General features: G+C 70.1%; 13 protein-coding genes and 2 tRNA genes. 9 read left to right on the plus strand and 6 right to left on the minus strand.

Annotation, left to right across the window (positions count from 1 at the left end; translation table 11 throughout):
- Nucleotides 1-7: 7 nt before the first annotated feature.
- Together Q0916_RS07065 and Q0916_RS07070 are read right to left on the minus strand one after the other, a co-directional pair.
- Entirely contained in the window at nucleotides 8-1,369 is a 1,362-nt protein-coding gene (locus Q0916_RS07065) for an NAD-dependent succinate-semialdehyde dehydrogenase (protein ID WP_299236101.1), read from the minus strand.
- Between the two features lie 98 nt (nucleotides 1,370-1,467).
- Nucleotides 1,468-3,492, minus strand: a complete 2,025-nt coding sequence (locus tag Q0916_RS07070; RefSeq protein ID WP_299236103.1) for a methyl-accepting chemotaxis protein — start codon at nucleotides 3,490-3,492, stop codon at nucleotides 1,468-1,470.
- A gap of 154 nt (nucleotides 3,493-3,646) precedes the next feature.
- Here Q0916_RS07070 and Q0916_RS07075 point away from each other — a divergent pair, with 154 nt between their 5' ends.
- Nucleotides 3,647-4,711, plus strand: a complete 1,065-nt coding sequence (locus Q0916_RS07075; protein ID WP_299236104.1) for a M20/M25/M40 family metallo-hydrolase — start codon at nucleotides 3,647-3,649, stop codon at nucleotides 4,709-4,711.
- 338 nt (nucleotides 4,712-5,049) lie between these two features.
- Here Q0916_RS07075 and Q0916_RS07080 read toward each other — a convergent pair.
- Nucleotides 5,050-5,124: transfer RNA gene (locus Q0916_RS07080), tRNA-Val, on the minus strand.
- Between the two features lie 46 nt (nucleotides 5,125-5,170).
- On the minus strand, nucleotides 5,171-5,440 hold the full coding sequence (locus Q0916_RS07085; protein WP_299236106.1) for a DUF7553 family protein: 270 nt from the start codon (nucleotides 5,438-5,440) through the stop codon (nucleotides 5,171-5,173).
- A gap of 152 nt (nucleotides 5,441-5,592) precedes the next feature.
- On the opposite strand from Q0916_RS07085, the gene Q0916_RS07090 reads away from it, so the two are divergent.
- From Q0916_RS07090 to Q0916_RS07105, 4 genes are all read left to right on the plus strand, one after another.
- A complete protein-coding gene (locus tag Q0916_RS07090; RefSeq protein WP_299236108.1) occupies nucleotides 5,593-5,952 on the plus strand; it encodes a HesB/IscA family protein in 360 nt (119 codons plus the stop codon).
- A 140-nt stretch (nucleotides 5,953-6,092) separates the two neighbouring features.
- Nucleotides 6,093-7,277 (plus strand): chorismate synthase, encoded by a 1,185-nt coding sequence (gene aroC, locus Q0916_RS07095; RefSeq protein WP_299236110.1) that lies wholly within the window; start codon nucleotides 6,093-6,095, stop codon nucleotides 7,275-7,277.
- A gap of 149 nt (nucleotides 7,278-7,426) precedes the next feature.
- Complete coding sequence (locus Q0916_RS07100) at nucleotides 7,427-7,942, plus strand: hypothetical protein (RefSeq protein WP_299236112.1); 516 nt, start codon at nucleotides 7,427-7,429, stop codon at nucleotides 7,940-7,942.
- A gap of 72 nt (nucleotides 7,943-8,014) precedes the next feature.
- Nucleotides 8,015-8,509: a DUF309 domain-containing protein gene (locus Q0916_RS07105; RefSeq protein ID WP_299236114.1), complete on the plus strand. Its 495-nt coding sequence runs from the start codon at nucleotides 8,015-8,017 to the stop codon at nucleotides 8,507-8,509.
- Nucleotides 8,510-8,571: 62 nt separating this feature from the next.
- Here the strand turns inward: Q0916_RS07105 and Q0916_RS07110 are convergent, their stop codons facing one another.
- Nucleotides 8,572-9,045, minus strand: a complete 474-nt coding sequence (locus Q0916_RS07110; protein ID WP_299236116.1) for a hypothetical protein — start codon at nucleotides 9,043-9,045, stop codon at nucleotides 8,572-8,574.
- 100 nt (nucleotides 9,046-9,145) lie between these two features.
- Between Q0916_RS07110 and Q0916_RS07115 the strand changes: the two genes are divergently transcribed.
- Nucleotides 9,146-9,229: transfer RNA gene (locus Q0916_RS07115), tRNA-Leu, on the plus strand.
- A 633-nt stretch (nucleotides 9,230-9,862) separates the two neighbouring features.
- Nucleotides 9,863-11,791: a helicase HerA domain-containing protein gene (locus Q0916_RS07120; RefSeq protein WP_299236118.1), complete on the plus strand. Its 1,929-nt coding sequence runs from the start codon at nucleotides 9,863-9,865 to the stop codon at nucleotides 11,789-11,791.
- On the opposite strand, the gene tpiA is transcribed toward Q0916_RS07120, so the two are convergent.
- Nucleotides 11,786-12,421: a triose-phosphate isomerase gene (tpiA, locus tag Q0916_RS07125; protein WP_299236120.1), complete on the minus strand. Its 636-nt coding sequence runs from the start codon at nucleotides 12,419-12,421 to the stop codon at nucleotides 11,786-11,788. The genes Q0916_RS07120 and tpiA overlap by 6 nt on opposite strands.
- A 113-nt stretch (nucleotides 12,422-12,534) precedes the next feature.
- Between tpiA and Q0916_RS07130 the strand changes: the two genes are divergently transcribed.
- Together Q0916_RS07130 and Q0916_RS07135 are read left to right on the plus strand one after the other, a co-directional pair.
- Nucleotides 12,535-13,776, plus strand: coding sequence for a PQQ-binding-like beta-propeller repeat protein (locus Q0916_RS07130; protein ID WP_299236122.1), 1,242 nt, complete (start codon nucleotides 12,535-12,537; stop codon nucleotides 13,774-13,776).
- Nucleotides 13,777-13,829: 53 nt separating this feature from the next.
- Nucleotides 13,830-16,181 (plus strand): heavy metal translocating P-type ATPase, encoded by a 2,352-nt coding sequence (locus Q0916_RS07135; protein ID WP_299236124.1) that lies wholly within the window; start codon nucleotides 13,830-13,832, stop codon nucleotides 16,179-16,181.
- Nucleotides 16,182-16,204: the final 23 nt, after the last annotated feature.

Consider the following 16,204-nt stretch of genomic DNA (forward strand, 5'->3'; position numbering starts at 1 on the left):
TCGGCCGCTACTCGATCCAGACCGTCTTCTTGTTGACGAACTCCTTGATGCCGGCCTCGGAGAGCTCCCGGCCGTAGCCGGACTCGCCGACGCCGCCGAAGGGGACCCGCGGATCGGACTTGACGAGTTGGTTGACGTAGACGCAGCCGGCGTCGATGCGCCGGGCGAGTGCCTCGCCGCGCTCGCGGTCGGTCGTCCAGACGCTCGCGCCCAGCCCGAACTCGGTGTCGTTTGCGAGTTCGACCGCCTCGGCCTCGTCGGAGACCTCGTACACCGCGGCGACGGGGCCGAACGTCTCCTCGCTGTCGGCCGGACAGCCCGCCGGGATGTCAGTGAGCACGGTCGGCGGGTAAAAGGCGCCCGGGCGGTCGAGCGGCTCGCCGCCGGTCCGGACCGTCGCGCCCGCCTCGACGCTCGCCTCGACCTGCTCGTGGAGCTCCCGCATGAGATCCGGGCGGGCCTGCGGACCGACGTCGGTGTCCTTGTCGGTCGGATCGCCCACGACGAGAGAGTCGAACCCCTCGGTCAGGCGCTCGAGGAACGGCTCGTACACGTCCGTGTGGACGATGAACCGCTTGGCGGCGATGCAGGACTGACCGCCGTTCTGCGTGCGGGCGCGGACGCCGACGTCGGCGGCGGCCTCGATATCGGCGTCGTCGAGGACGACGAAGGGGTCGCTGCCGCCCAACTCGAGGACGGTCTTTTTGAGGTTCTCACCGGCGCTCGCGGCGACGGCCCGCCCCGCGGGACCGCTTCCGGTCAGCGTTGCGGCCCGGACCCGCTCGTCGGAGACGACGTCGTCGACGAGGTCCGAGGGGATCAAAAGCGACTGGAAGACGCCCTCGGGGTAGCCGGCCTCCCGGAACACCTCCTCGATGGCGAGGGCGCACCCGGGCACGTTCGAGGCGTGCTTGAGCAGCCCGACGTTGCCGGCCGTGAGGTACGGGCCGGCAAACCGAAAGACCTGCCAAAAGGGGAAGTTCCAGGGCATAACCGCCAGCACCGGCCCCAGCGGCTGGTGTACCGTCTTGACGGTCGTCCCCGGGGGGCTCGGGTGGTGTTCGTCCTCGAGGTACGCGCTCGCGTGCTCGGCGTAGTGCCGACAGCCCCACGCCGACTTCTCGACCTCGGCGACGGCCTGTCCGATCGGCTTGCCCATCTCGCGGGTCATCGTCTCGGCGTACCGACGCTTGTTCTCCTCGAGCACGTCGGCGGCCGCGTCCAACAGCGCCTCGCGTTCGCGCATCGGCCGGTCGCGCCAGGCCTCGAAGGCGTCGGCCGCGTCCGCGAGCGCGGCGTCGACGTCCTCTACGGTGTCTTCGTCGTGCGTCTCGGTTATTTCGCCGGTTGCGGGATTGAGTACGTCCATCCGTGATCGTGTCTCCCGCCCGCTCGCAGTTATGTACTCGGGTCGGGCCGCCGCGTCCGAGCCGCCGCGGCCGCGCGCCTCCGGGGGCCGACGCCGGGTCACTCCTCGGCGGCGCTGAGCCGATCGACCCGCTCTGTCAGCTCCTCGATCGCCGTCGCTTGGGCTTCGGTCTCGGCGACGACCTCGTCGGCCCGCGTCGCGACCTCGTCGGCCCTGCCGCGCACGCTCTCGACGGTCGCGGTGACCTCCTCGACGGTCGCGGCCTGCTCGTCGGTCGCCTCCGCGACCTCCTGGACCCCGTCCGCGGCGTCCTCGATCCCCTCGGAGACGGTCTCGAGGGCCGAAAGCGCCTGCTCGATCTCCTCGTCGGTCTCCGCGATCCGCTCGTGTGTGCGCTCGACCTCCCGGACGGTGTCGTCGGTCCGCGCCTGGATCGTCTCGATCAGCGAGCCGATCTCCTCGGTGTGCTGTCGGGTCTCGTTTGCGAGTGCTTTCACCTCGTCGGCGACGACGGCGAACCCGTCGCCGTCCGTGTCGACGCGGGCGGCCTCGATGTTGGCGTTTAACGCGAGGATGTTCGTCTGGTCGGCCACCTCCGCGATGATCTCGACGACCTCCCCGATCTCAGCCATGTTGTCGTCGAGTTCGGTGACGGCCTCGAGCAGCCGGTCGCTGTTGTCGCGTATGTCGTCGGTCGCCGCCCGGGCGTTCCGCCCCGACCGGACGCTCGTTTCGACGCTCCCGAGGGCGTCGTCGACCACGCTCGCGACCTCGTCGGCCGACGCGGCGACCTCCTCCATCGTCGCCGAGAACGACTCCATCTCGGTCCCGACGTCGCCCAGCGCCTCGTTCTGTCTGTCGACCTGATCGTCGATGCGGTGTGCGGTTTCTGTCACCTGATCGATCGACGCCGACAGCTCCTCGGTCTTGGTCTCGACGCGACCGACGAGCGCCTCGAAGCTTTCGGCCATGTTGTTCACCGCCTCGGTCACGCCCAACAGCTGGTCGTTGACGACGCCGTGTTCGTCCTCGTACTCGACGCGGGCGCCGAGATCGCCCGAGCCGATCCGGTCCAGCGTCTCGGTGATCTCCGTGATCAGCCCCGTCATCGCCTGCTGGTGCCGCACCTCCTCGGAGCGGTCGTCGACGAACTCCAAGACGCCGGCGAGTTCGCCCTCTCCGTCGAAAAAGGGCATCGCGATGAAGTCGATGTGTATCTCCTCGCCGTCGGTGTTCACCGAGACGCTCCGGTCGCCGTAGACGATCCCGTCGTAGTACGGGAAGTCCTCGTCGCGGCGCTCTACGTCCCAGTGTTCCGTCGCGTCCCGCGGCGTCTCGGCGACCTTGTCGGCGATCGTCTTGTGTCTGGAGTCGTCGGTGTACGTCGCCGCCGCGATCGTCTCCCGACAGTCCGCCCCGAGGTACTCCCGGTGGTCCCGGTCGAGGCCGAGCTGCTCGGCGACCGTCGAGTTGTACCCGAGGACCGTGTTCTCGTCGTCGATGAGAAACGCCGAGTACGGGACGGCTTCGAGGAGCTCCGAGACGGTCGTTTCGGGCGCGTACTCCTCCTCGGCGATCGGTTCGACCGACCCTGCGGCGGCGAACTCGTCGACCCCGATCTGTGCGTCGACCGTCGCCGCCCGGACCGTCCCGAGCAGGTCGGACTCGACGGCGTCGGGGTCTTCTCCCTCCCGGATCCGCCCGAAGGCCTCCTCGATGGCCGCCTCGAGAACGGGGCGGAACGACGCCACGTACGAGGACGGCGGCACGCCCTCGGCGGCCTGCCCGCGGGCGACCGACGCGACGCGACCGGCCCGGTCGGCGTCCAGCGGCCGCGTGCGGACCTTCGAGCGGTTCCGGGCCTGTTTCCCGAGCCGTCGACTCGACGCCGACGGCGGATACATCCCTTCGAGTTCGGTCGCGGCCACGTCGAACTCGGCGTCGTTCCGCTCGGTCCGTCCCTCCCGTTCGCCGTCCACCCCGGCGTTCGAGCGGGCGCGCCGCAGTCGTTCGTCGATCCCACGGTCGCCGTCGCCGGAACCCACCGTTCCCACGTCCGATCCGGTCGCGTCGGCCGTCGCACCGACCGCGCTCATCAGCCGCGGCATGACGCTGAATGGCATACTCTCGACGGTACGTTCGAGCGCGCCGACAAAACGGCCCGTTCGCTTCCGCATGGTGTGTCATCTCGTAGAGTTAAGTACGCGACGCGATTGGAAGGGCGCCGCCCGCTCGGAGCGTCGGGACGTTGATGTGGGCGGGGAACGCAGCGGCGGTATGGACGAGCCACCACGGTCGTTCCTCGAGGAACTGCTATCGACGTCGACGCCCTCCGGTTTCGAGACCGCCGGCCAACGCCGGTGGCTCGAGTACGTCGAACCCCACGCCGACGAGACGCGCGTCGACGCCTACGGCAACGCCGTTGCGGTTTCGGAGGGCGACCCGGACGCGCCGAGCATCGCCGTTGCGGGCCACGGCGACGAGATCGGGCTGATGATCCGCTCGATCACCGACGACGGATTCTTGAAACTCGCCCGGATCGGCGGGTCCGACCGGACGGTCACGAAGGGCCAACACGTCACGGTCCACGCCGACGACGGCGCGGTCGATGGGGTCGTCGGACAGGTGGCGATCCACCTCCGCGACGCCGGCAGCGAGGAGTACGACGACATCGCCGAGCAGTACGTCGACATCGGCGTCGAGGACGACGAGGCCGCCCGCGAACGGGTCTCCGTCGGCGATCCGGTGACGATCGACACCGGCATCTCGGAGCTGGCCGGCGGCCGGATCGCGGCCCGGGGGATGGACAACCGCGTCGGCATCTGGACCGCGGCGGAGGCGTTCCGGCGCGCCGCCGAAACCGACCCCGAGGCGACGGTGTACGCGGTCTCGACGGTCCAGGAGGAACTCGGTCTCCGGGGGGCGCGGATGGTCGGCTTCGAGTTGGACCCCGACGCCGTCGTCGCCGTCGACGTGACCCACGCGACCGACCAGCCCGACTCCCCCGGCGACAAGGCGAGCGACGTCGAGTTGGGCGCCGGGCCGGTCGTCGGCCGCGGGAGCGCGAACCACCCGGCGGTCGTCGAGGCGGTCCGAACCGTCGGCGCGGACTCGGACGTCGACCTCCAGTTGTCCGCGGCCGGAAACCGGACCGGGACCGACGCCGACGCCTTCTACACGGCCAGCGGGGGAACGCCCGCGCTCAACCTCGGGATCCCGAACCGCTACATGCACACGCCGGTCGAGGTGGTCGACCTCGAGGATCTCGAGTCCGCCGTCGAGCTGCTCGCCGCCGTCGTCTCGCGCGCAGGGGAGTTCGCCCCGTTCGGCGTCGACATCTGAGCGGGGTCGGCCCCTCGGCGGCCACCCGCCCCGTTAAGCCCGGTCGGCCCGTCCGTTCGGCGTGGACGGACTGCGTCAACAGTGGATCATTCACGCCTTTTTCCTCCTGCTCGTCGCTCTCAGCGCGGCGCTGTACTGGGCCGTGACGAACGGGGTCTTGGAGTACCTTCGATCGGGGTGAGCGGGCGAAAACTGGTGCCCTTCGTACCCGTTCGTCACAAAAACGAGTGGGTCGGGGCGGATTATGAACCTCGGTCGTTCCGCTACCCCTTCACTCCCTGGTTCAAATCCGTCCGACGCTCGCTTCGCTCCTCACGTCCGTTCGTCATAAAAACGAGTGGGTCGGGGCGGATTTGAACCGCCGGCGTCCTCCGTGTGAAGGAGGTGTCATAACCGACCTAGACCACCGACCCGCGGTCGAAATGTACCGCGGCCCCGGACTTAACGCTTTTCAAGCGCCTACGGATCGGCCCGCTGGCGCCGGTAGTTCTCGATCCGCTCGCGGACCTCGCCGATCGCCTCGCGCGTCTCGCCCTCCGCGCGCTCCTGTAGCTCTTTGAGATCCTCGCGCACCTCGTCGAAGCGGCCGGCCTCGGGCTCTTCTTCCTCGCGGGCGATGAGGTCGTCGACGCGCTCCTGCAGGGGGGCCAACTCCTCGGAGATGCCGGCCTTGGCGGTCTCTCCGGCGCGTTTCATGTGGTGTTTGGCGTCGTTGAAGTGTTCGTTCATATACATCCTGTACTACGCCGAGAGAGGAGAAAACGGTTGTGGCCCCACTGTTCCGCGGCGGGACCCGGCCGGCTCGCCCCGCGGCGTGTCGGAGCGCCCGCGCCGGGGGCCGAGGCGTCAGGGTTATTGATACCCGCACGGTATAGTGGTACATGAGCCAGAGCGTCGAGGCGTCCGGCGATCCGGTACAGGTCACCGAAGACGCCGCCGAACAGGCCATCTCGTTGATCGAAAACGAGGGGTACGACACCGACGAGGCCGGTCTGCGGCTGTTCGTCCAGCAGGGCGGCTGCGCCGGCCTCTCCTATGGCCTCCGGTTCGACGTCGAACCCGAGGAGGACGACGCGATCACCGAGCACAACGGGCTGCGCGTCTTCGTCGACCCCGCGAGCCAGAAGTACATCGACGGTTCGGTCCTCGACTTCGAGGGGGGACTCCAAGGCAAGGGCTTCAGCGTCGAGAACCCGAACGTCGAAAGCGAGTGCGGTTGCGGCGAGTCCTTCCGGACGTAGCGCACCCCTCTCCTGTCTCCCGACTCCCGTCTTCGCCCTCCGGCCCCGGAACCGAAGGCGAACGCGAACGCGGACGCGAACGTGGGTGCCGCGTCGCCGGAGTAGTAAACCTCAACCCGCGGGGCCACGTGAAACGGCCAATGAACGGAAACCGATTCGGGCGGCTCTTTCAGGTGACGACGTACGGCGAGAGCCACGGCGACGCGATGGGCGTCACCGTCTCGGGCTGTCCCGCCGGCGTCGAACTCGACGAGGACGTGATCCAGCGCGAACTCGACCGGCGCAAGCCGGGGCAATCGAAGATCACGACGAGCCGCGGTGAACCCGACGAGGTCCGGATCAACTCCGGGACCCTCGAGGGGTACACGACCGGCACGCCGATCGGGATGGTCATCGAGAACAAGGACGCGAAGTCGGGCAAGTACGAACCGTTCGTCACCGCGCCGCGGCCCTCCCACGGCGATTTCACCTACTCGGCGAAGTTCGGCACGCGCAACTGGGGCGGCGGCGGCCGCTCGTCGGCCCGCGAGACGGTCAACTGGGTCGCCGCGGGCGCGGTCGCAAAGCAGGTGCTCGAACAGTCCGAGCACGACGTCCGGATCAAGGCCCACGTCAACCAGATCGGCGACATCGAAGCGCCCGACGTCTCCTTCGAGGAGATGATCGAGCACAGCGAGACGAACGAGGTCCGCTGTGGGCACCCCGAGACGGCCGAGCGCATGCGCGAGTTGATCGACGAGTACCAGACGGCGGGCGACTCGATCGGCGGCTCGATCGCCTTCGAGGTGCGCGGCGTCCCCCGCGGTCTCGGCGCGCCCCGGTTCGATTCGTTCCCCTCGCGGCTCGGACAGGCGATGTTCTCGATCCCCGCGACGACCCACGTCGAGTTCGGCCTCGGCGCGGAGGCGCGGACGGTCGCCGGATCAGAGCGAAACGAGGACTGGACCTTCGACGATGGCGAACACATGGACACGGTCAGCGAACCGGGCGACCCGGTCCCGGTCGGGAACGACCACGGCGGCCTCCAGGGCGGCATCACGACCGGCCAGCCGATCTGGGGCGAGGCCACGTGGCACGCGCCGACCTCGATCCCGAAGCCCCAAACGACGGCCGACTGGGAGACCGGCGAGCACCGCGAGGAGCAGGTCATCGGCCGCCACGATCCGGTCCTTCCGCCGCGGGGCGTCCCGGTCGTTGAGGCCGTGTTGCATCTGGTCGTTCTCGATTTCATGCTGCTCGGCGGGCGGATCAACCCCGACAGGCTCGACGACGCCCCCGGCGAGTACGACACCCCCTATCACCCCTCGAGCCCCCGAAACGACTGAGCGGCCCGCTCGGACCGCCCGGACGCGAGGCGGCGATCCGGCCGCCGAGCGCTAACCGCCGACCCCGACCCCGGCCGTAGGGCGACGGCGTTCGACCCCACCGATCCGTGCGGTCATTTTTATACGGCTGCCGGACTACGTTTCGCCCGATGGCTGTTCTGACCGGCGCGTACGCCCTCCACGTGCTGTCGGCGGCTCTGTGGACTGGTGCGACCCTCTACGTCGTCTACGCCGTCCTCCCCGGCGGGGCCGACGGCCGCCTCTCGGCCGAGGCCTTCGTCGACGGGATCCATCGCCTGTTGATGATCACGCGCTGGACCGGTCTCGTTCTCCCGGCCACCGGCGCGTACCTGATCTGGGTGCTCTATGCGCCCCTCGAGACTCTGATGACGACCGCCCGCGGGTGGGCCGTCGTCGCGATGTTCGGCCTCTGGGGGACGATGAACACCCTGATCGAACTCGGGGTGTTCCGGACGCGTCGGTCCGTCGACGACGTCGGGGCGGTTCGGTACATGATCGAGGGGTTCCCGGCCGACGGACTCCGGGGCGGTCTGACCGCGGCGGATCTCGCCGCCGCCGCCCGCCCGTACCTCCTCGCCGCGGCGGCCTGTGCGGTCCTGTTGTTGGTCGACGCGGCGCTCTTGGCCGGCGGGATCCCGTCGTGACCCCGGGTGATCGCGCTCGCGCGTTCGTGTCGCTCCGACGCCGTTAGGTACCGCCGCCGCCAAGCGACGCGCGTGGACGATCACACCCGCGACGACACCGTTGCCCCGCCGATTGCGGACGCTCCGACCGGGTGGCGCGCCGCCCGCGGGCCCTCGAACGGGTGGGAACACGGCACGCTGCGCCGCGCCGTGATCCACGGCGTGCGCCTCTATAACGCGGGAGCGTACCACGAATCACACGACTGCTTCGAGGCGGAGTGGTACAACTACGGGCGCGGCACCACGGAGAGCGCGTTTCTCCACGGTATGGTCCAGGTCGCCGCCGGCGGGTACAAACACGTCGACTTCGAGGACGACGCCGGCATGCGCTCGCTGTTCGAAACCGCCCTCGAGTACCTCCGGGACGTGCCGAAGGACTACTACGGCGTCGACGTCTCCGACGTGCGGCGGGCGCTCGCCGACGCGCTTGAGGACCCGACGGCGATCGACGGGTGGGCGATCGGACTCGACGGCGCGCGGCCGGAGGCGACCCCGGCCGACTACCGCTACGCCGAAACGCTGGAGTAGCGCCGATCGGCCGGGCGCCGATCCCGAAACCGACGGTCTCGTCGGACGCGTCGACGCCCCGATCAGAGGTCCTTCGCGATCCCCCGGAGGCCGTTCATCCGGTCGCGCTGCGTGCCAACCTCCGTGGGGTCCATCACGGTCGATAGCCGACTGTCCTCGACGAGTTCTCTCGCGAGCCACGCGACGCGCCGTTCGATTTCGGCCCCCCGGAGGTACGCTCCGACTCGCTCGAGTTCTCGCTCCGTCGGGCGTTTCCCGCCGTCGGGATGTCGGAGTCGTTGAACGAGAGCCACCGGCTCGGTCGTCCCGTCGGGGCCCGCTGCGCCCTCCGTGACGAGCAGCGCACGCACCGTCATCGGAGCGATCTCCTCGCGGTCGTCGTACCCAAGCTCGTCGACGAGGAGCGCGCTCGCCCGCGCCGACAGGACGAGGGTCTTTCGGGCCGGGGCGCCGGACCCCTCGCTCGCCGGGGCGAACGTCGCCGACACCGCCGCTTCGCCCTCGTCGGTGCGGGACAGACGCGGATGGTCGATCATACCGACCGTTCGACGGCGACGCACTTCTGTCGTTTCCTTCCGGCCGCGCGAACGGAAACCGGTGGGTTAAATCCGGTGCGGTCGCTATCGGTGACCGCGTGCGAGGGTAGCCAAGCCTGGAAACGGCGGCGGACTCAAGATCCGCTCCTGTAGAGGTCCATGCGTTCAAATCGCATCCCTCGCACTGGTGGCCTCGCGGCCCCTCGCAAACGGCGGGCGGTCGCCACCGCGCGGGCGTGACCGAACCAACGCCCCGGTGGCGGCCCATCAGTGCGGGAAGACCGCTCGCGGAGCGGCCTTCCCTCGCGACAACTTTCCGAACGCGTAGCGACCTCGCCGCCCCGATCGCGGCCTCCGCGCGGCGATCGGATCGGGCGTCGAACTGTCGTGAGTTGGCCTCGAGTTCCCGCGAACGCGCCCGCTGGCGTCGGTCCGTGGCCGCCGGGTCGTACGCGTAGTGCGTCCCCCGTACGCGCAGAACCGCCCCCTCGTGGCGGCCCGCCTCCGGCACCGCATCCAGCGCGACGACGCGCTGTCCGACCTGCTCGCCGCCCGCCTCGAGCAGTATCACGGCGCTTTCGCTGCCCGTCCGTTCGACGACGCCCGTCCGTTCGACCGCGGGTTCGGCACCCGCCGTCGGCGCTATCGGTACGCCCGAGACGACCACGACGACGAGCACCGCGATCAGCGACCGTTGATCCATCGCGCGGGAGTGGCCGGGCCATCGTAGATAAACCGCGGGGCGTCGGGCGGGGCCGGGGGCGTCCGACCCGCGTCTGACGGAGAACTATGTGTGCTCGGCGTCTTCGGTCCGACGATGGCCGAGGAAACGATCACCGTCGGCGAAACGACCGCGGGGTCCGGGGCTGGGACGGCGGTCGATCTCCCCGTCGTCGACGTGCTGACCGGTCGGGGGTTCGTGACGGGAAAAAGCGGCAGCGGGAAGTCGAACTCGGCGAGCGTCGTCTGCGAGAAACTCCTGGACGAGGGCTACGGCATCCTGATCGTCGACATCGACGGCGAGTACTACGGCCTCAAAGAGGAGTACGAGATCCTCCACGTCGGCGCCGACGAGGAGTGCGACCTCCGGGTGAACGTCGAACACGCCGAGAAGATCGCCCAACTCGCGCTCGAACGGAACGTGCCGATCATCCTCGACGTCTCGTCGTTCCTCGACGAGTCAGACGCCCGAGAGCTCCTGACGGAGGTGACGAAACAGCTGTTCGTGAAGGAAAAGAAGCTGAAACAGCCCTTCTTGATGCTCGTCGAGGAGGTCCACGAGTACGTCCCTGAGGGCGGCGGGATCGACGAGTGCGGCCGGATGCTCATCAAGATCTCGAAGCGCGGCCGGAAACACGGCCTCGGGATCGTCGGCATCAGCCAGCGCCCCGCGGACGTCAAAAAGGACTTCATCACCCAGTGCGACTGGCTCGTCTGGCACCGGCTGACGTGGAACAACGACACCAACGTCGTCGGCCGGATCCTCGGCAGCGGGTACGCCGATGCGGTCGAGGACCTCGCGGACGGCGAGGGGTTTCTCATGACGGACTGGAACGAGTCCGTGTCGCGGGTGCAGTTCGAGCGCAAGCGGACCTTCGACGCCGGCGCGACGCCCGGCCTGGAGGATTTCGAGCGCCCCGAACTGAAAAGCGTCAGCGGCGACCTCGTCGACGAACTCGAGGAGATCACCGACGAGCGAGACCGACGCCAGAACCGGATCGCCGAACTCGAATCCGAACTCGAACGCCGCGAGGAGCGCATCGAGGACCTCGAACGGCAGCTCTCGGAGGCCCGGGACCTCGAGCGGATGGCCGATCGCTTCTCGCGGGCGATGATGGAGCAGGTCACCGGTCGGCCGCTGTCGGCCGCGACGGGACGACAGAGCGAACTCGACGAGGCCGCCCCGGGATCGCTCCGGCGCGACCCGGAGCTCGAAGCCGAACTCGACGCGGTCCGGAACGGCGAGGCCGAACCGACGCCGCCGCCCGTCCCCGACGCCGCCGAGGAGCGAAACGGCGACGGCGACGGCGGCGCCGATCCCGAGGAGGGGTCGGCGTCCCGAGCCGACGACTCGACGACGGGGGACCGATCCGAGGGCGCCTCAACGGGCGGCGCGGACGACGCAGCGGACGGAAACACGCGGGACGCCCCCGATCGGAGCGAGGACGCTTGGGACTTCGAACCGTTCGGGACGGGCGCCTCGACGGACGCGGACGCCGCGATGGACGCGCACCGCGGCGCCTCGACGGACGGGTCAGACCGACCCGATCCGGGGCGTCCGACCCGCGAGGCCGCCTCGTTCCCGGACGAGGATCCGCTCGTCGCGGGGCTCCGGGACGAACTCGACGAGCTCTCGGAGACGGCCCTCGGGATGCTCAGGCGGTACCGGACGCACGGCCCCGCGACGCCACAGGAGGTCCACGCCATGGCCGGCGGCGCGGGCGATCGCGGCCCCGCCTACGCGGCCAACCGGACGCTTCGGCGCCGCGGGTTCGTCGAACACGTCGGTCGCGGGCAGTACGACTACGCGCTCTCTCGGCTCGTTCGCGAGGAACTGTCCGATCCGCTCCGCCCGAACCGGACGCCGGGGGAGGGCGCGGTCGAGGACCTCGTCGACGCCGTCGAGGCCGCGTTTCTCGACCGAGCCTCGGGGACCGACGGCGCCGCCGACGCCTCGGGACGGGCGGACGATCGGCCGGCCGGAACGGTGAGCGACGGGCCTCTCGATCCCTCGCCGGAGCTATAGCGGTTCGACGAGCGCCTCGAGCGCCGCTCGGGGGTCGTCCGCCTTGGCGACGCCGGAGGCCAAGAGGACGCCCTCGGCCCCGAGATCGGCGGCGGCGGCGACGTCGGCGCCCGTCGAGATCCCGGCCCCACAGAGAACGGGGACGCCCTCGGCGGCGGCGCGAACGGACTCGGTGACGACGTCTGGGTCGGCCTTCGAGACGGGCGTTCCGGTCCCGATGAGTTCCGGCGGTTCGACGGCGACCGCAGCGGGAGCCAGCCGCGACGCCGCGGCGACCTGTCTCGGGTTGTTCGCACAGACGATCGTCCCCAGTCCGGCCCGCTTAGCCGCCCGCACCCCGGCGTCGATGTCGGCGAGCCGGAGCCGCCGCTCGGAGTGGTTGAGAAGCGCCCCGCTCGCCCCGGCGCGGGCGATCGCCGCCGCGAGCGTCGATCCGGTGTGCGAGCCGTGTCCGACCCCCGAGACGTGTTGGGCCCACGTCTCGACGCCGGTCGAGGCGACGGACTCGATATCGGCCGTCTGCGGGGCGACCGCGATCCGGACGCCCGTCTCCTCGGCGACCTCGCCCGCGACCGTTGCGATCTCGACCGGATCGCAGGGGTAGGCCTTCAGATTGAGTACGACGAACATACCGACCCGGCGGCGGCCACGGAAAAATACCTGTCTATGAACGACGGCGGTCGCGCCGGGCGCTCCGAGGGGCCTTCGTGGGGTTCTTATCCGTATGCGCCGACGGTACGGGTATGGACTCTGCCCGGAGACGCCGGACGTTTCTCGCCGGACTCGTCGGCGCCGGCACCGCCGTCACCGGGTGTATCGGCGGTGGCAACAGCAACGGCAACGGTGGCGGTGACGACGGCGAGGAGCCGCCGGAACCGACCCCCGACGACGAGCGCGAGCCGGTTTCGGGTTCGTGGGCGACGTTCGCCCACGACGAGGCCAACACCGGACACTCCCCGGGGATCGACGGCCCCGCCACCGAGATCCGGCGGGCGTGGCGCTTCGAGACGGGCGGCCCCGTAACGGCGAGTCCGGCCATCGCCGGCAACACGCTGTACGTCGGCTCGACCGACGGCTCCGTGTACGCCCTCGATCCGTACGTCGGCGCGGAGATCTGGTCGTTCGAGACCGGGGCTCCCGTCTCCTCGACGCCCGCCGTGCGCGACGGGACCGTCTACGTCGGCTCCGGCGACGACCACCTCTACGCCCTCGACGCCTCCGACGGAACCGAGCGCTGGCGGTTCGACACCGCCGGCCGCGTCGGTTCGAGCCCGACCGTCGGCGAGACGCTCGTGTACGTCGGGTCGGTGAGCAGCGCCGCCTACGCGGTCGACCGCGAGACCGGCGAGCGGGCGTGGCGGCTCCAGGCCGGCGCGTCGGTCCTCGGTGCGCCGGCGCTCTCGGCGGACGGCGAGACGGTCTACGTCGGATCGAGCGACCAGCGCGTGTACGCCCTCGAGGCGACCGAGGGGACCGAACGGTGGTCGTTCCGGACCGACGGCGCGGTCGCCGGCGCGCCGGTCACCGCCGGCCGAACGGTGTACGCCGGCTCGCGGGACGACAACGTGTACGCCCTTGAGGCCGACTCCGGCGAGACGCGCTGGGCGTACGACGTCGAGGGACAGATCCAGGGCAGCCCCGCGGTCACCGACGCCGGGATCTACGCCGGATCGAGCGACGGCGGGCTGTGGGCGATCGACCCCGGCGACGGCTCGCCGACGGGCCGTTGGCGGTTCAGCACCGGCGGCCCGGTCACCGCGAGCCCCGCGGCGACGGCCTCGCACGTCTTCGCCGCGTCGACGAGCGGGAACGTCTTTGCGATGCTCCCGGGCGACGGCGGGACCGTCTGGCGGATCGACGCCGGCTCGGAGATACAGGCCGGTCCGGCCGTCGCCGAGGAGTGGCTCTACTTCGGGGCGACCGACGGGTCGGTGTACGCGCTCCGGTCGGGGTCCGGGTCCGGGTCCGGGTCCGAGTCCGAGTGAGCGGGCGAGGGCGAACGCAAACGGGATTACGTTCCGAGCCCTACGAGCGGGCAATGGGCGCGTGCACGCTCTGTGAGTTGCCGACGCCCCCAACGCCGGTGACCGACGACGGCGTCGAGGGGGAGTTCTGCTGTCGGGGCTGTCTCGAGGTGTACCGGAGCCTCGGCGACGTCGACCCCGACGCCGTCGAGGCCGAGGACATCGGAACGCCCGAGGGCGCAAACGAGGTCCCCGAGGACGCCGAAACGGCGTACCTCTCGATCGACGGGCTGCACTGTTCGACCTGCGAGCTGTTCATCGAGGCCACCGCGAGCGACATCGAGGGCGTGTACGCCGCCGAGGCCAGCTACTCGACCGACATGGCGCGCGTGAGCTACGACCCCGAGACCTGCGATCGGGCCGCGCTGCCGGAGCGACTCAGCCGGTTCGGCTACTACGCGTCCGAACCGGGCGAGGAGCCCGAGGGCTTTCTCGACCGGCTCTCGTTCGGCGACTACCGCTCCGTCGTTGCGATCCTCGTGATGATGCCCGTCATGGCGCCGTACCTGCTTTTCGTCTACCCGACGTACCTGGGGATCTACCCGCGCTCGTTTCTATTCGAGTCGAACCTCTATTTCATGGTCTTCGTCCCGCTTTTCGTCTGGAGCACGCTCATCGTCGTCGGCGTCGGATACCCCTTCTTCAGAGGGGCGTACGTGAGCCTGCGGGTCGGTCAGCCGAACATGGACGTCCTGATCGCGCTCGCGGTGAGCGCCGCGTACCTCTACTCGGCGGCGTCGCTTTTCGTTCTGGAGGGCCGGACGGTGTACTTCGACGTGGCCGTGATGATCCTTGCGGTCGTCACCGTCGGCGATCACGTCGAGTCGCGCTTCAAGGAGCGCGCCCTCGGCTACTACTCCGAGTTGGCGGAGTCGCGGGCGACGCGCGCGAGGCGGCTCCTCGAGGACGGCTCGAGTGAGGAACTCGACCCCGAGGCGTGTCGCCCCGGCGATCGGCTCCTCGTCCGCCCCGGAGAGCGGGTCCCGACCGACGGGCGCGTTCTCGACGGGACGGCGGCCGTCGACGAGTCCGTCGTCACCGGCGAGTCGATCCCCGTCGAGAAATCCCCCGGCTCGTCGGTGATCGGCGGGTCGATCGTGACCGACAACGCCCTCGTCGTCGAGGTCGGCGCCGACGGCACGAGCACCGTCGACCGGCTGATGGAACTGCTGTGGTCGGTCCAGAGCGCCGACGCCGGCGTCCAGCGGGTCGCGAACCGCTTCGCGCTGGTGTTCGTCCCGGTCGTCGCCGCGATCGCGGTGGCGACGACGCTCGGGTGGCTCTCGCTGGGCCGTCCCCTCAGCGAGGCGGTCCTCATCGGCGTCTCCGTGCTCGTCGTCTCGTGTCCCTGCTCGCTCGGGATCGCGACGCCGCTCGCGCTCGCGGCCGGATCGAACGCCGCCTCCGAGTCCGGGCTGTTGGTGTTCGAGGCGTCCGTCTTCGAGCGCGTCACCGAGGCCGACACCGTCGCCTTCGACAAGACGGGGACCCTGACGACGGGGGAGATGTCCGTCGTCGACGTCGTCGGCGACGATCCCGAGGCGGTGCTGCGGCACGCGGCGGCCGTCGAGGAGCGCTCGAACCACCCGATCGGCGGGGCGATCCTCGAGGCGGCCGCCGACGTGCCCGCGGACGTCTCCGGGTTCGAACGCAACCCCAGAAGCGTCGCGGCGACGGTCGACGGCGACCGGACGCTCGTCGGACACCCCGACACCTTCGGGTCCGCCGAGTGGCGGTACCCGACGGACCTCAAGGCGGCGGTGGAATCGGCCAGAGCCAACGGCACGCACCCGACGCTCGTCGGGTGGGACGGCGCCGTCCGGGGCGTGATCGTCGTCGAGGACACCCCGCGGCCGGAGTGGCGCGAGGCGGTCGAAGCGCTGAGCGACGACGCCGACACCGACGTCGTCGTCATCACCGGCGACGACGAGCGCGTCGCGGCCCGCTTCGAGGACGCCCCCGGCGTCGATCGGGTGTTCGCCGAGGTCCGCCCCGAGGCCAAACGCGAGTTGGTCCGCAGGCTCCGCAGCGAGGGCCCCGTCACGATGGTCGGTGACGGGACGAACGACGCGGCGGCGCTCGCAAGCGCCGATCTCGGGATCGCGATGTCGCACGGAACCGAACTGACGATCGACGCCGCCGACGCCGTCGTGACGAACGACGACCTCTCGACGGTCCCGGCCTTCTTCGACACCGCCGAGCGCGTCCGGGCGCGGATCAGACAGAACCTCCTCTGGGCGGTCGGCTACAACCTGGTTGCGATCCCCCTTGCCGTCGTCGGCTTCATCAACCCCCTCATCGCCGCCGTGTTGATGGCCGCGAGCAGCCTGATCGTCGTCTCGAACTCGAAGCGATCGCTGAGCTGACCGCGTTTCAGCGGGCGCTCAGA

Origin of the sequence: Natronomonas sp., from assembly GCF_028274965.1 — an archaeon.
GTDB lineage: Archaea > Halobacteriota > Halobacteria > Halobacteriales > Haloarculaceae > Natronomonas.

Bases quoted from the DNA above. Each gene is read 5' to 3' on its own strand.
- Q0916_RS07065 (WP_299236101.1), bottom strand. From the start codon at position 1,369: ATGGACGTACTCAATCCCGCAACCGGCGAAATAACCGAGACGCACGAC.
- Q0916_RS07070 (WP_299236103.1), bottom strand. From the start codon at position 3,492: ATGCCATTCAGCGTCATGCCGCGGCTGATGAGCGCGGTCGGTGCGACG.
- Q0916_RS07075 (WP_299236104.1), top strand. From the start codon at position 3,647: ATGGACGAGCCACCACGGTCGTTCCTCGAGGAACTGCTATCGACGTCG.
- Q0916_RS07085 (WP_299236106.1), bottom strand. From the start codon at position 5,440: ATGAACGAACACTTCAACGACGCCAAACACCACATGAAACGCGCCGGA.
- Q0916_RS07090 (WP_299236108.1), top strand. From the start codon at position 5,593: ATGAGCCAGAGCGTCGAGGCGTCCGGCGATCCGGTACAGGTCACCGAA.
- aroC (WP_299236110.1), top strand. From the start codon at position 6,093: ATGAACGGAAACCGATTCGGGCGGCTCTTTCAGGTGACGACGTACGGC.
- Q0916_RS07100 (WP_299236112.1), top strand. From the start codon at position 7,427: ATGGCTGTTCTGACCGGCGCGTACGCCCTCCACGTGCTGTCGGCGGCT.
- Q0916_RS07110 (WP_299236116.1), bottom strand. From the start codon at position 9,045: ATGATCGACCATCCGCGTCTGTCCCGCACCGACGAGGGCGAAGCGGCG.
- Q0916_RS07120 (WP_299236118.1), top strand. From the start codon at position 9,863: ATGGCCGAGGAAACGATCACCGTCGGCGAAACGACCGCGGGGTCCGGG.
- tpiA (WP_299236120.1), bottom strand. From the start codon at position 12,421: ATGTTCGTCGTACTCAATCTGAAGGCCTACCCCTGCGATCCGGTCGAG.
- Q0916_RS07130 (WP_299236122.1), top strand. From the start codon at position 12,535: ATGGACTCTGCCCGGAGACGCCGGACGTTTCTCGCCGGACTCGTCGGC.
- Q0916_RS07135 (WP_299236124.1), top strand. From the start codon at position 13,830: ATGGGCGCGTGCACGCTCTGTGAGTTGCCGACGCCCCCAACGCCGGTG.